Origin of the sequence: Halolamina sp. C58 (assembly GCF_051195095.1) — an archaeon.
GTDB lineage: Archaea > Halobacteriota > Halobacteria > Halobacteriales > Haloferacaceae > Halolamina.
This window is the reverse complement of the sequence record NZ_JBNTJY010000002.1, coordinates 197682-211127: the sequence shown is the minus strand read 5'-3', so window position 1 is coordinate 211127 and position 13446 is coordinate 197682. Positions and strand designations below refer to the sequence as shown.

General features: G+C 70.8%; 15 protein-coding genes. 7 read left to right on the top strand and 8 right to left on the bottom strand.

What is annotated here, in order from left to right:
• Nucleotides 1-11: 11 nt before the first annotated feature.
• Both ACQUSM_RS11520 and ACQUSM_RS11515 read right to left on the bottom strand, forming a co-directional pair.
• A complete protein-coding gene (locus ACQUSM_RS11520) occupies nucleotides 12-887 on the bottom strand; it encodes a TIGR01548 family HAD-type hydrolase (RefSeq protein ID WP_435118713.1) in 876 nt (291 codons plus the stop codon).
• 49 nt (nucleotides 888-936) lie between these two features.
• The gene (locus tag ACQUSM_RS11515) at nucleotides 937-1371 is read right to left on the bottom strand and encodes a UPF0146 family protein (RefSeq protein WP_435118711.1); all 435 of its coding nucleotides are present in this window, start codon (nucleotides 1369-1371) and stop codon (nucleotides 937-939) included.
• Nucleotides 1372-1409: 38 nt separating this feature from the next.
• Here ACQUSM_RS11515 and ACQUSM_RS11510 point away from each other — a divergent pair, with 38 nt between their 5' ends.
• From ACQUSM_RS11510 to ACQUSM_RS11490, 5 genes are all read left to right on the top strand, one after another.
• Nucleotides 1410-1931, top strand: a complete 522-nt coding sequence (locus tag ACQUSM_RS11510) for an archaemetzincin family Zn-dependent metalloprotease (protein ID WP_435118709.1) — start codon at nucleotides 1410-1412, stop codon at nucleotides 1929-1931.
• A gap of 48 nt (nucleotides 1932-1979) precedes the next feature.
• The gene (locus tag ACQUSM_RS11505) at nucleotides 1980-3116 is read left to right on the top strand and encodes an alanine racemase (RefSeq protein ID WP_435118707.1); all 1137 of its coding nucleotides are present in this window, start codon (nucleotides 1980-1982) and stop codon (nucleotides 3114-3116) included.
• A gap of 164 nt (nucleotides 3117-3280) precedes the next feature.
• Nucleotides 3281-4144: a ubiquinol-cytochrome c reductase iron-sulfur subunit gene (locus ACQUSM_RS11500; RefSeq protein WP_435118705.1), complete on the top strand. Its 864-nt coding sequence runs from the start codon at nucleotides 3281-3283 to the stop codon at nucleotides 4142-4144.
• 5 nt (nucleotides 4145-4149) lie between these two features.
• Nucleotides 4150-4461, top strand: coding sequence for a hypothetical protein (locus tag ACQUSM_RS11495; RefSeq protein WP_435118704.1), 312 nt, complete (start codon nucleotides 4150-4152; stop codon nucleotides 4459-4461).
• A 131-nt stretch (nucleotides 4462-4592) separates the two neighbouring features.
• Complete coding sequence (locus ACQUSM_RS11490) at nucleotides 4593-5738, top strand: nicotinate phosphoribosyltransferase (RefSeq protein WP_435118702.1); 1146 nt, start codon at nucleotides 4593-4595, stop codon at nucleotides 5736-5738.
• 28 nt (nucleotides 5739-5766) lie between these two features.
• Here ACQUSM_RS11490 and ACQUSM_RS11485 read toward each other — a convergent pair whose 3' ends face one another.
• The 3 genes from ACQUSM_RS11485 to ACQUSM_RS11475 are packed head-to-tail and all read right to left on the bottom strand — an operon-like array spanning nucleotide 5767 to nucleotide 8500.
• Nucleotides 5767-6030: a ubiquitin-like small modifier protein 1 gene (locus ACQUSM_RS11485; protein WP_435118700.1), complete on the bottom strand. Its 264-nt coding sequence runs from the start codon at nucleotides 6028-6030 to the stop codon at nucleotides 5767-5769.
• A 38-nt stretch (nucleotides 6031-6068) separates the two neighbouring features.
• Nucleotides 6069-7292: a potassium transporter TrkA gene (locus ACQUSM_RS11480; RefSeq protein ID WP_435118698.1), complete on the bottom strand. Its 1224-nt coding sequence runs from the start codon at nucleotides 7290-7292 to the stop codon at nucleotides 6069-6071.
• A complete protein-coding gene (locus tag ACQUSM_RS11475) occupies nucleotides 7289-8500 on the bottom strand; it encodes a potassium channel family protein (protein ID WP_435118697.1) in 1212 nt (403 codons plus the stop codon). Before ACQUSM_RS11475 ends, ACQUSM_RS11480 begins: the two co-directional genes overlap by 4 nt.
• An 89-nt stretch (nucleotides 8501-8589) precedes the next feature.
• Between ACQUSM_RS11475 and ACQUSM_RS11470 the strand changes: the two genes are divergently transcribed.
• A complete protein-coding gene (locus ACQUSM_RS11470; RefSeq protein WP_435118695.1) occupies nucleotides 8590-9738 on the top strand; it encodes an NAD-binding protein in 1149 nt (382 codons plus the stop codon).
• A gap of 490 nt (nucleotides 9739-10228) precedes the next feature.
• On the opposite strand, the gene ACQUSM_RS11465 is transcribed toward ACQUSM_RS11470, so the two are convergent.
• Nucleotides 10229-11698 (bottom strand): universal stress protein, encoded by a 1470-nt coding sequence (locus ACQUSM_RS11465; RefSeq protein ID WP_435118694.1) that lies wholly within the window; start codon nucleotides 11696-11698, stop codon nucleotides 10229-10231.
• Between the two features lie 3 nt (nucleotides 11699-11701).
• Complete coding sequence (locus tag ACQUSM_RS11460; protein ID WP_435118692.1) at nucleotides 11702-12427, bottom strand: nucleoside phosphorylase; 726 nt, start codon at nucleotides 12425-12427, stop codon at nucleotides 11702-11704.
• 90 nt (nucleotides 12428-12517) lie between these two features.
• Here ACQUSM_RS11460 and ACQUSM_RS11455 point away from each other — a divergent pair, with 90 nt between their 5' ends.
• Entirely contained in the window at nucleotides 12518-12910 is a 393-nt protein-coding gene (locus ACQUSM_RS11455) for a hypothetical protein (RefSeq protein WP_435118690.1), read from the top strand.
• Nucleotide 12911: 1 nt separating this feature from the next.
• Here the strand turns inward: ACQUSM_RS11455 and ACQUSM_RS11450 are convergent, their stop codons facing one another.
• Nucleotides 12912-13421 carry a GNAT family N-acetyltransferase gene (locus ACQUSM_RS11450; RefSeq protein WP_435118688.1) on the bottom strand — a complete coding sequence of 170 codons (510 nt, stop codon included), beginning with the start codon at nucleotides 13419-13421 and terminating at the stop codon, nucleotides 12912-12914.
• Nucleotides 13422-13446 lie beyond the last annotated feature (25 nt).

Here is a 13446-nt window from a genome sequence, read left to right as displayed (position 1 = left end):
AGGCCGTGACCCTACTTTAGCAGCTCTGGCAGGTCGTTCACCGAGTCGAGCACAGCCGCCGCGTCCTCGGCCTCGTACTTCCGGCGCCCCGACTCGCCCGTCAGCCCGCCCGTGAGCACGCCAACCCCGTGGTACTCGCGCGAGGGGTCGGCCTCGCCGGCGTTCGTCGCGGTCCGCACGTCGTCCAGCGTGTCGCCGACGAACACGACCGAGTCCGCGCCGAACCGCTCCGCGAGCGTGACCAGCGCGCTCGGGTGGGGTTTGCCCTCCTCCCAGTCGTCCATCGTGAAGCGGTGCTCGTCGGGGACCGAGAGCCCGGCGCGTTCGAGCGCGATATCCGCTTCGGCGGCGGGTCGCCCCGTCAGAACCCCGACGGAGAACCCCGACTGGAGTCGCTCGATCGTCCCCGGTTCGACCAGCACCGGCTCGTCGTGGATATACCCCGGCGCCTCGAACGGCGGCTCCGCCTCTTCGATCTCGCGGTACAGCTCCGCGCCGAGGTAGAGCGCCTGAAACGTCTCCCGGACGCCCTCGGGATCCCACTCGGCTTCGACCGCGTCGGCGTCGAACCCCTCGCGCGTCGCGGCCTCGCGCAGCACCGCGCGGGCGGCGGCCAGCCCGCCCTCCTCGTGGTCGGCGATCGCGTCGGTGAACTCGGCGGCGTCACCCGTATAGCCCGCCTCGCGGGCGAGCACGAACAGCGTCGCCGCGTCGGTGAGCTCCCAGTCGTTGTTGAAGCCGCCGGCGTCCTTGAAGCGCTGGATCGTCGCGCGCTCGATCGTCCCGCCGTGGCGTCGCTGCACCGTCTCGATGATCGCCCGCCGGTAGGAGTCGGCCACGTCGACCAGCACCCCGTCGACGTCGAGGACGACCGCGTCAGCGTGCATACCCCCGCTCCGACCCCGGGCGGAAAGGCGTTTGCGGCTCGCGCCGGCGTCAGCGACTCCCCGGGCGAGGCTCGTCGCGCGTCGCGGCGGTGTAGAGGGTCACCCGCGGCGTGTCGCCGCCGCCGAGCGTCTCGTGCTCGACGGGGATCGACGGCGCCTCGTAGCCCAGCGTGGTGAACCGGAACGTCGCGCCGACCGCCGCCGCGAGCGCCCGGATCGGTCGGTGGAGCTCGGCCGGGGCGTTGAGCGCGTAGACCGTGTCGACGCGATGGAACGCCTCGGGCTCGTCGACGGTCGTCACGTCCTCGACGCGGAAGCTGACGCCCTCGGGGACGGCGACGGGGCGAACGTCGGTCGCACGCACGTCGACGCCGGCCTCGACGAGGCGGGCCGCGACGCCGGTTCGGTCGCCGATCCCGACCTCCAGCACACGCTCGTCGTCCCGGAGCCGTCTGACGATCATGGGGTCGGTTTGACGTGACATGCCGAGGGTTTATGCTGGTCCTCGGCGTGAGTGAAGATATGCGCGTCGACATCGTTCCAGTCGGGTCGGTCCCCAGCCGTGCCAAACGCGAGGCGTCAGAGGCGCTGCGGGCCGTCTACGACTGCGAAGTCGGCGTTCGGAGCGAGCAGGCGATCCCGGACGACGCGTTCGACCGCGGGCGGAGTCAGTACCGCGCCGAGCGGTTCATCGAGGTGGCCAGCGACGCCGGCACCGGCGAGAAGAACATCGCCATCACGACCGAGGATCTCTACTACCGCCAGCGGAACTACGTGTTCGGGCTGGCGTACCTCAACGGCCGCGGCTCGGTGATCTCGACCCACCGGCTCAACACCTCCTCCGACGGCGGCATCTCCAACAAGCCAACCTCGGAGGTGTTCGCCGACCGCATCCGCAAGGAGGTGGTCCACGAGATGGGCCACAACTTCGGGCTGGAACACTGCGACAACAGCAAGTGCGTGATGTCGTTCTCCCCGACGGTGCGCGAGGTCGACGTGAAGGAGGAGAACCTCTGTGGCTCCTGTTCGCGGCTGCTCGGATAGCTCGCCCCTTCCCGTCCGTTTTTGCCGTCCCCGGCCGCGTTCTCCTGCATGACCACGTGGACCAGCGACGAGATGGCGCCCCGCCTCGGGCAGTCGGTCGACGACCTCGAGACACCGGTGCTGCTCGCCCACGTCGACGCGATGGAGGAGAACATCCGCGAGTACGCCGCCGTCGCCGACGAACACGACGTCGATCTCCGCTCGCACGTCAAGACGCACAAGAACGCGGCGCTCGCGGCCCGCGAGGTCGAACTCACTGGCGGGACGGGCATCTGCTGTCAGACCCTCGGCGAGGTGGAGACGATGGCCCGCAACGGGGTCGACGACATCTACCTCTCGTATCAGGTCGTCGGCGAGTCGAAACTCGACCGCCTCTGCTGGCTCGACGGGAAACTCGACGCGCTGGCGACGACGGTCGACTCCGAAGCGACGATCGACGCGCTCGAAGCCGCGGCAGAGCGCAACGACCGAACGCTCCACGCAGTGCTGGAAGTCGACATGGGACTGAACCGGACCGGCGTCGCGCCCGAGGACGCGCCCGAACTCGCGGCGCGGATCGCCGACGCCGACGCGCTCGCGTTCGACGGCATCCTCGCGTACGACGCCCACGTCAAGAGTGAGGCGTCGACGGAAGCCGAGTTCGAGGAGCGCTGCTGGGAAGCGATGGCTCTCGCCGAGTCGGTCGTCGACGACATCGAGGCCGCCGGCGTCGCCGTCGACGAGGTGAAAGTCGGCGGTACCGCCACCTCGCGGTACAGCGCCCGCCACCCCGTCGTCACCGAGATCAACCCCGGCATGTACCCGTTCAACGACGTGGGCGAACTCGAACTCCGGCCGTGGGAGGTGTCGAAAGCCGACTGCACCGCGACGGTGCTGACGACGGTGATCTCGGTGCCCGACGAGGACCGGCTGGTGGTCGACGGCGGCAGCAAGACGTTCTCGCTCGACAAGCCCCAGCTGCCCGTGCCGAAGAACCGCGACGATATCGAGTACGTCAACGCCAGCGAGGAGCACGGCTGGATCGACACCAGCGAGTCCGACGAGACGTTCGCGGTCGGGGACCGGATCGAGTTCGTCGTCCCGCACGTCTGTACGACGATCAACCTCCACGATCTGCTCGTCGGCGTTCGCGACGGCGAGGTCGCGGATCTCTGGGAAGTGCAGGCGCGGGGGAAGGTCCGGTAGCTGCCGGCGGTCGCGGGCGTCGTCCCGCTCCGAGCCACGGTCACGGCGTTCGGTTCGCGCCCCCGGACGGCCGTCCCCGCGGGCCTCGTCGCCGCTTCGGCCGACCCGTCGCCCGCATGGGTGCTTCGTCATGCTTTTGAGAACGCGGTACCGACATATCGGGCATGAGCGCAGACGAGGACAAGTATCCCGCCGAGTCCGGGCGTCGGCGGTTCGTCAAGGGGGTCGTCGGTGGCGCGGGGCTGGCCGCCGTTGGCATGACCGGCGCGGTCGGCATCAACTCCGCGACCCAGTCGCCGGGGTCGGGCGGTGGCTCGACGACGGCGATGGCCATCGAGAACACCGCGGGGCCCGCCCCGCGCGGAATGCCCCAGATCCCCGTCGAGATCGACGACGAGGGGTACCTCAAGGGTGTCTGGCCCGAGGTTCAGGAGGTCGAACAGGGCGGCCGGACGATCGAGGTCGCCCAGACCGAGATGGGCGGGCAGACCTACTCCTCGGAGTGGTTCCAGTACTGCGGCGTCGAGTCGTATCAGGGGATCGTTCCGAGCTACGAGTCCGAGAACTACTTCCGCTCGGACTCCGGCCCCGCCTACGACTGGCAGAGCGAGGCAGTCGAGGGCGGCGACCGGCTCAACGTCGACATGTTCGAGAACTACGAGAGCTGGGGCAACGGCATCGGTGAGGCCGGCCTCGGCAAGCCGGCGACCGGTCGCTGGCGCTCGGAGGACACCGAGAACACCATCCCGATCCAGGTGATCCGGAGTCCGATCATCGAGGAGATCGCGAACGGGAACACCGACGCCGACCAGTCCATCGTGAACTGGCTGCAGGCCAGCACCGAGCAGGGGTTCATCGCGTGGCTCAACAAGTGTACCCACTTCTGCTGTGTGCCGGGGTACAAGCAGACCCAGTCCTCCGCCTCCTTCGGCGGCGCGGACGGCGTCTACTGCGCCTGCCACCAGTCCGTTTACGACCCGTTCAGCATCGTCGAGACGCTGTTCGTCGCCCGGCCGCGCCCCGACTGATTCCCGTGGCCGACGACTCCGAGGGCGCCGAACCGACCGACGCCGACGACGACCCGGAGTTCGCCCGCCGGGTCGAGGAGGCCCGCGACCTGCTCGACGAGGACGCCACCGCCCTCTACGTCGGCGTCGTCCGCGACGGCCGCGAGGTCGACTCCACGTTTGCTCAACAGGCCGACGACGCCCAGCAGGAGGGGATGCAGGCGCTCTCCCTGCTCGCGTCGCACATCCGGCTGGTCGCCGACGAGGCCGGCGTCGACTACACGACCGTCGCCGGCGACGCGGTCACGCTGGCCGAGCAGTTGGACGAGCCCGAGTAAGGAGACGCGTCGCGTTCGAACGCCGCGGTCGAAGAGCCTCGTTCTCCGCCCGCCCCGATAGACGGGACTTTTTGTTCACACGCCCACGAGTTCGGCTACGGACTGTCACCCGCGACTGCGGGGATCACACCATGAGCGAGTTCGACATCATCCCACCCGAGGCGATCGAGTCAGGCGACGCGACGGACGCCTACTTCGACCGGACGACCGAGACGCTCTCCCACGCGGGACGGAACCCCCACGTCGTCGCGGAGGTCACCGCCGACCAGTTCCCGACCGGCGAGTTCGAACTGCTCGCGGGGCTGAAAGACGCCGCCCACCTGCTCGAAGGGCTGCCGATCGACGCCGACGCGCTGCCGGCGGGGACGCTGTTCGACGGCGGCCCCGTCTGCCGGATCGAGGGGAACTACCTCGACTTCGCGCGCTACGAGACGGCGCTTCTGGGTTTTCTCTCCCACGCCTCGGCGGTCGCGACCAACGCGCTCCGGGCCCGCCGGGCCGCGCCGGAGTCGACCGTGTTGAGCTTCGGCACGCGCCACGTCCACCCCTCGATCGGCGCGATGGTCGAACGCTCCGCGCTGATCGGCGGGCTCGACGGCATCTCCAACGTCGCCGCGGGCGCGGTGCTCGGCCGGGAGGCCGGCGGGACGATGCCCCACGCGCTGCTGATCGCTTTCGGTCGCGGGAATCAGGAGGACGCGTGGCGCGCGTTCGACGAGGCGGTCGACCCCGACGTGCCGCGAGTGACGCTGTGTGACACTTACTCCGACGAGGTCGACGAGGTGCTCCGCGCGGTCGAGACGCTGGGCGACGACCTCGACAGCGTCCGCCTCGACACGACCGGCTCCCGTCGCGGCGACTTCCGCCACATCGTCCGGGAGGTCCGGTGGGAGCTCGACGCCCGCGACCACGCGGACGTGGACGTGTTCGTCAGCGGCGGGATCGACCCGTCGAGCATCCGCCACCTCCGCGACGTCGCCGACGGGTTCGGCGTCGGCGGCTACGTCAGCAACGCCGACCCGGTCGACTTCGCGCTCGACATCGTCGCGGTCGACGGGGAGCCGGCCGCCAAGCGCGGGAAGCTCTCGGGGGCGAAGCAGGTGTACCGGACCGACGACGGCGGCCACCACGTCGCGCTCGCCGACCGTGATGCCGACGGCGAGGCGCTGCTGGAGCCGCTGCTCCGGGACGGCGAACTGGTCCGGGAGTTCGACATCGACGCGGCGGCCGATCGCGCGCTCGCCGACGCCGAGCGCGTCGGCTTCCCGCGGGAGTAACTACCCGGAGAACTGCAGAGGATCGGATCTATCCGCCGCTGACCGGCGGGAACAGCGCGAGTTCGTCGCCCGACTCGACGGTCGCGTCCGCTTCGACGCTCTCGCCGTTCCTGAGGAGGTTGACGTGCTCCCGGAGCTCGCCGTCCTCGTTCAGTGCCCGATCCCGGAGCCCCGGCTTCGCCGTCAGGAGCGCTTCGAGCGCGTCGTCGACGGTCGCGCCGGCGTCGACGTCGACCGTGACGGTGCGCTCGCCGGCGGCCTCGGCGAGATCAGCGAAGAGCTTCCACTGCATGGGCGAGGGTGGGCGACGGGCGGAAAAGAGGGTTGCGTTCACCCACCCCGGGCTCGCTCTTCCAGCCCGCGCAGCACGTCCGGGCGACCGATCGCGTACACCGAGTCGCCGGGTTCGAGCGCGCGCTCGCGGGCCGGCAGCGAGTCGAGCGTCCCCGACGACGCCCGGATCGCGACGACGGCGACATCGAGTTCGTTGACCGTGACTCCCACGAGCGGGCTCCCCTCGGGAACGTCGACGACGCCCAGCGTCTCGTCGGCCGCACGCAGCAGCGACGCGAACTCCTGATCGGCGCGTGCGCTCACGGGCAGCGTCACCAACCGGTAGCGCTCGTCCGGCGAGAGCGCCGCGGCGTCGCCCTCGTCGACGACGAGCGTCACCGTCTCGCCCGCGGTCGCGCGCAGTTCCGCGGTCGTCACGCGCCGGGCCCCCTCCACCTCGCTCGGCGCCGGCGCGGCGGCGTCGGGAGCCTCGGCGGCTTCGACGTCGTTCCCCTCCGCGGGGGGCGCGGGCATCGTCCACACCTGTACGATGTCGCCCGGGCCGGCGTCGCTCGCGGGGTCGGCCTCGACCGCGACGGCACAGGTACCCGGCCCGAGCGTGGGGCCGATCCCCGCGAGCCGCGAGCCGAGCGCGAGGTAGGTCACCGTCCCGTCGTCGGCGAGTTCGGCGTCGACGTAGCCGACGTTGTAGTCCTCCTTCAGCCGTGTCACCAGTCGATCGCGGAGCGTCTCCGTCCCCGCCCGGGGGAACAGCAGCGTCTTCCCGCCCAGTTCCGCCTTCACTGCTGCCGGGACGGGGTCGTAGCTCTGCATGTCCTCGATCTCGTCGGCCGGCGGGAGTTCGACGGACGAGAGGCGGGCGACGCCGCGGAGCGCGCGCCCGACGCTCGCGTTGACTTCGCGGGCGCCCGCCGCGGTCAGTACCCCCGAGCGGAGCGAGTCGCCGAGGCGTCGGCCGGGGATCGTCGCGACGAACGCCGACAGCAGCGTGAGCAGATCGATCCCGATCCCGACCGCGTCGAACGGGTCGCCGCCGGGCGTCCCGATCACCCGGCCCAGCAGCCCGACCGTGTTGAGGTAAAGCGCGACGGTCGCGACGCCGAACAGCGCCGCGAGTCCGCGCGGGATCGGCTCCCGGAAGTACCAGCGGTAGGCCACCGACACGCCCGCGGCGACGAGGAAGGCGAGCACCGAGAGCCCGAACAGCCCCCCGAGCGCCGGGAGGAGATCCACGTCCCCGAGCAGCATCTGGAGGATCACGCCGCCACCTCCGCGAACGCGTCGAGATCCGTCGGCGTGCCGACGACGAACAGCTCCTGCCCGGCCGCGGGGACGTACTCGCTCCCGGGCGCGACCGTCCAGCCGCCGTCGCCCCGGGCCGCGAGCACGACCACGCCGTACGTCGACCGGACGCCCACCTCGCCCAGCCCGTGGCCGTCGAGGGGGCCGCCCTCCTTCACCGTCACCCGGCGGAGGCGCTTCCCCGAGCGCCGCAGCAGCGCCAGCAGCTCGAACTCCTCGCGCTGGCCGCGGGACTGCACCGTCAGCCCCGTCACGTCGTGCTGGACGAGCGCCCGCGACGCCTCGCGGCTCACGGCGACGGTCACGCGGTCACGCCCGCCCGCGGCGGTCTTGGCGGCGGGCGTCGGCGGCGCGGCCACGTCCTCGCCGCCGTCGGTGACCGCGGGCGTCTCCGCCTCCTTCCCGGGCCGGACGCTCACGACCGTCCCGTCGTACTCGGCGTCGGCCGTCCGGAGCCGGACTTCGTCGCCGGCGGCCAGCCCCGTCGGCACCAGCGTCGTCAGCGACACCGCGCGTTTCCCGTTGGGGACGCGCTTGGAGAGCCCGGCGGTCGGCGGCGCGGCGGCGACGGTCGCGTGCCCGCGCTCGTTGATCCGGACCGACGCGTCGACGAGATCGAACTCCGTCCGGAGGCGATCCTCGGCGCGGTGTTCGAGCTCGGAGATGGGCAGGTCCGCCGGCAGCGCGATCTCGGCCTCGCGGATCTCGGTCCGGAGCTCCGCGGGCAGCGGCGGGTACCCCTCCAGATCGCCGACCTCGCCCGTGATGTTCAGCTTCACCTGCCCGCGGCTGCCGACGAACTCCACCACGTCGCTGGAGAGGGTGCGGTCGGCGAGCTTCTTCAGCGTGAGCCGTTTCGGCGTCGCCGCCCCCATCTGGTCGCCTTTCGCGTGGGCGTACATCGACAGCATCAGCACGACGACGATCGCGACGAGGATCGCGACGCCGTTGGTGCTGTTTGTGATCGCCTTGTCGTTGAGCGCGAGCAGGCCGCCGTTGACCCCCGCGATCGCGAGCGCGAGCACGACGGTCCCGAACCCGGGGATGGTGACGTTAGTGAAGTACTTGAACGTGAAGCCGAGCCCCCAGGAGACCAGCGCGGGGACGATGCCCGTCACCAGCCCGAGATACACCCCGAGCAGGATCTGGAGCGGGAACGACGCCATACGCACAGCCAGCGGTGGGGGAGACATAGACGTACCGGCGGCGGCCGGATCGGCTGCCATTTAAGTCCCCGCTCCGTCACCCGTCACGTATGCAGTGGGACCGGGACTGGCTTGGGGTGCGTGCCTCCATCCTGTTGACGTTCGCCGTCGCCGCGCTGTCGGTGGGGACCGGCATCGTCAACATCTCCACGACGACGGTCACCGGCCCGCTGGCGCCGTACATCCCGCCGATGGTCCGGCAGACGGTGGGGTTCACGGGCGCGCTGACGGGGTTTCTCACGCTGGCCGGGGCGTTCATGCTCCGGAGCCGCTACCGCGCCGGCTGGTACCTGACGGTCGTGATGCTCCCGATCACGGCCGCACAGGGGCTGTTGCAGGCCAGCGAGTACTCCTACCCGCTGGTGGCGCTGTCGCTGCTCGCGCTGCCCGTCGTCGCGCTCAACCGTCGGACGTTCGACAACGAGCTCGACCTCTCGACGACCCAGCTCGCCGCGATCGGCTCGCTGGTGGCCGCACAGGCGTACGGCACGGCCGGCACCTACGCGTTCCGCGACGAGTTCCAAGGCGTCGACAGCCTCACCGACGCGTTCTACTACACGCTCGTCACCGGCAGCACCGTGGGGTACGGCGACATCTACGCCCAGACCGAGCAGGCGCGGCTGTTCGCCATGTCGGCGATTCTGCTCTCGGTGGCCTCCTTCGCGGTCGCGCTCGGTGTCGTGCTGACGCCGATGATCGAGGCCCGACTCTCCGCCGCACTCGGACGCATGACCGAACAACAACTCGACACGCTCGAGAACCACGTGTTGGTTCTCGGCTACGGCGACCTGACCGAACCGATCCTCGAAGAACTGGAAACACAGGCGAAGTTCGTCGTCATCACCGAGGACGAGGCGGCGACCAGACGGCTGGCCAACCGCGACGTGCACGTCCTGACGGCCGACCCGAGCGACGAGGAGCCGCTGGAGAGCGCGGGGATCGACCGCGCGCGAGCCGTCATCGCCGCCACCAACAGCGACGCCGAGGACGCGCTGAGCATCCTGACAGCCCGCCAGCTCAACCCCGAGATCCACATCGCGGTGGGTGTGACCCAGCGGGAGAACGTGAGCAAGCTCAAGCGGGCCGGCGCGGACACGGTGATCAGCCCCGCCGCGATCGGCGGGCATCTGCTCGTGGAGGCCGCGATGGGCCACGGCGACAGCGAGCGGGAAGCGAGCGATCTGTTGGGCGAGGAGTAGTCGTTTCCCGGTTCGTGGGTTCGGGCCGGCGGTGGTTTCTCGACGGTTCGGCGTGTTGTCGGCGTTGGTTCGAGGTGATTACCGCGACTATGAATACTGACGCCGCGTGTTCAACCCTGCTACCGCGACCGCGAACAGCACCGCGGAGTGAGCCTGGCCACTTGTGACCGCACCGCCCCGCACAGTCCTCACGCCTCCCCAACCGACTCGGTCGCTTCGCTCCCTCGTCCCTCGCGCTGACGTGCGCCACGAGGGCGCACGCGCTTCGCGCCGACAGCCACAGCGGTGCGGTCGCGGTGGACGCCTCGCCGGCGCCGACGGTCGGCGCCGGCGGGGGGAGGGGTGGGGACTCGGCGCTGCGCCGAACCTCGTGTTCGGCGCACTGCGGTCGCAAGTGGCCAGCGATCGAGATGCTGTCGCTGTCTCGTTTACCGTCTCAGTCGTCTAAAGTCGCAAAAACGTCGCTGTCCCATCCATCGACGACCACGAATCATCGCCCGGCGTCGCCCCGATCCACCACAGCCACGTCGCAGTCGACCGTCCGCAACCGTTTGAACGTCGGCGGCGAGATCAGGCGCGAGGCCGTCGAGCGCTCGCCGGAGGAGCCGATCATCACCAGATCGTACGCGCCGGCGTTCTCCTCGATGTACGTCGTGATCTCCGCCCGCGCGACCCGGGTCTCGACGGGCCCGTCGAACGCCTCCACCACGTTCGCGAGGCGGTGCTCGGCGCCCCGCCGCGAGCCGTCGGCGTCGATGCAGGTACAGACGCTGACTCGGCCGTCGTCGCCGGCCAGCCGGCTCGCGAAGTCCACCATCGCGTGGGCGGTGTCGCCGGGGCGGGCGATCGGCACCATCACGCGCCGCCAGTCCGTCGTCCCGGTCGAGCGGTGGACGATCGCGTCCACGGGACCGGAGAGCACCCGCCGGACGTACGGCGAGAGCGCGCCCTCCTCGGTCTCGTAGGGGGTGATCACGAGGTCGCAGTTGGCGCGGTCGGCGGTGTCGAGCACGGTCGCCGCGGGGTCGCCGCTGGCGACGATCACCTCACACGGCACGCCGTAGTCCGTCCGCAGGCGCTCGGCCATCCCGTCGAGGCGTTCGGCCGCTTCGCGGACGCGTTCGGCGTCGGCCTCGTCGACCGACTCGGGCTCCCCTTCGCCGCGGTGGGCGGCCAGCACGTCCGCGTCGATCCCGTCGAGCACGTCGAGCAACACCACCTTGCCGGCGTCGTGATCGGCGGCGATCCGTGCGGCCATCGTCGCGGTCTCCCCGTCGTTCTCGCCTCTGACCGGGACGAGCACGTGGTCGTCGCCGTGGGTCGTGCCGTAGAGGTACGTCGCCCGGCGCTCGTAGAACGTCTTGTCCCAGACCGCGAACGCGCCGGCCACCAGCGCCGTCGAGAGCAGGACGCTGACGACGTACGCCGACCGCGGGGAGAGCCGGAACACCAACTCGGGGAGCGGTCGGAGCACGACCGTGCCGGTCCCCATGTCGACGACCAACACCAGCAGCGCCGAGGAGAACGCCGACGGCTCCTCGAGGTCGAACACCCACGTCACGATCGCGGTGAACGCGATCGCACTCGCGGCGGCGATCGGCGGGACGGTCCCGCCCGCCGGGAGCAGTCGCTCCGCGGCCACGAACGCGATCCAGCCACAGACCGCCCCCGCGGTGATCCCGCCGACGAAGCGCCGCGGCGACGCGTAGCGGCTCTCCGGCCGGACGAACAGCGTGTACGCCCCGGAGGCCAGCGGCGGGAACAGGAGGTACGGCAGCGCCGCGACCGCGTTCGAGAGCAGCGTCACCAGCGCGATCAGCAGCGGGACGAACACCAGCGCCGAGAGTCGGACGAGGTTGTCGGTGTTCTCGGCCCAGCGGCGGAACTCGCCGACCTCGCGGCGTTCGATCGACCGGCCGCGCCGACAGGCCGCGCGGACCCGTTCCCGGAGACGATCCATCCCTCAGAGCGCGGCGACGGCGTCGAGCGCGATCCCGATGGCGCGTTCGACGTTGTTCTTGGCTTTCTCGGGCAGCTCCTCGTCGTCGGTCGCGCCCTTCTGGGTCCCCTTCACGAGGTTGCCGTCGACGGTGCAGATCGCGCCCGCGGCCATCCCGCGGCGCCGCGCCAGCGAGAACACGGCGGCGGCCTCCATCTCGATACAGAGCAGCCCCGCCTCCTCCCAGTCTTCGACGAACTCGTCGCTCTCGTTGTAGAACGCGTCGTCGGAGACGATCGGCCCCACGTGCACGTCCTCGCCGTTGGCTTCCGAGGCGTCGACGAGGTTCGAGAGCACGCCGTAGTCCGGCACGGCCGGGTAGGTCGCGGACTCGTAGCGCTTGCTCGTCCCCTCCTCCTTGGCGGCGCCGGTGGCGACGACCATGTCGCCGATCTCGATGTTCTCCTGCAGCGCGCCCGTCGTTCCGACGCGGAGGACGGTCTCGACGCCGACGTTGTGCAGCTCCTCGATCGCGATCGCGGCGGAGGGGCAGCCGATCCCCGTCGAGCAGATCGTCAGCTCGGTCCCCTCGTACTCCGCGTTGACGACCTTGTACTCGCGGTTCTGGGACACCTCCTCGACGTTCTCACACTGTTTCGCGATGCGGTCGACGCGGCCCGGGTCGCCCGGGATGAGCGCGATCTCGTTCACGTCACCCTCGCCGACGAGCAGGTGGGGCTGTTTGGCCATACTCGCGGTTGCCGGCGGCGAGGGCAAAAGCGCCGCGGTCCGGCCGCTCCCGGCGGAGCTTTCTTTGTGGCTTGTTACCTTTCACCAACTATGTCGGCACGTCGGAGACACCGTTCCCGCGCGCTACGGGCGTACTTCCGGCCGCGCCCGCTCGACCGCGTCGAGCGGCTGCTGTTCGACTCGGGCCGGCCCGGCCGGCGGAGCCTCGGCGAGCGACTGGTCGCCCGGCTCGACGGGCTCCTGTTCGTCGCCGGCCTCCGGCTGCTCGCGATCACGCTGTTCGTCGATCTCGTCACCGGGCAGTACCTCGCGCTCACCGCGTTCACCGTCGCGCTGAGCCTCCCCGTGTTCGCGGTCGCAACCGTCCAGTTCCTCGCGAATCCGGGCCACGGAATGCTGGACGGGACGGTTCGCTCGCGCCTCCGGCGTTGGCGGCGCGACCGCGAGTGGTACAGCAAACGCCGGGAGCGCCGACGGGGCTGACTCAGCGCCGCTTGCGCATCACGACGACCGGGCCGGTCGCGTCTCCGTCGCCGAACGCGTGTTCGGCCTCCGCGACTCGCTCGTACCCGTTCGCCTCGTAGAACCCGGCCGCGTTGACCGACGCCGTCAGCGCGACCGTCGAGACGCCGCGGTCGCGTCCCCGGCGCTCTAGCTCCCCGAGGAGCGCGGTCCCGACTCCCTCGCCGGCGTGGCCGGGCGAGACGTACACCGCCCGGATCTCGGCGTCGGCAGCGAACTCGTACGCCGCGGCGGCGTCCGGACCGTCCGCCAGTTCGCCGAACCCGACCACCTCGCCGTCCGCGACGGCGACGAGGAAGACGTTCTCCGCCGATTCGACGTCGTACCCGTCCGGATCACGGTTTTCGGCATCGGCCCACGCCTCGACGACCGCGTCGTCGTACGCCGCGGCGGCGAGTCCGCGGATCGACGCGACGTGGGCGTTGCGGATCGCGTGTCGGTCGGCCGGCGCTGCCTCGCGGAGGTCGACCATACCGAGCGTCGTCGGGGGAGTCACC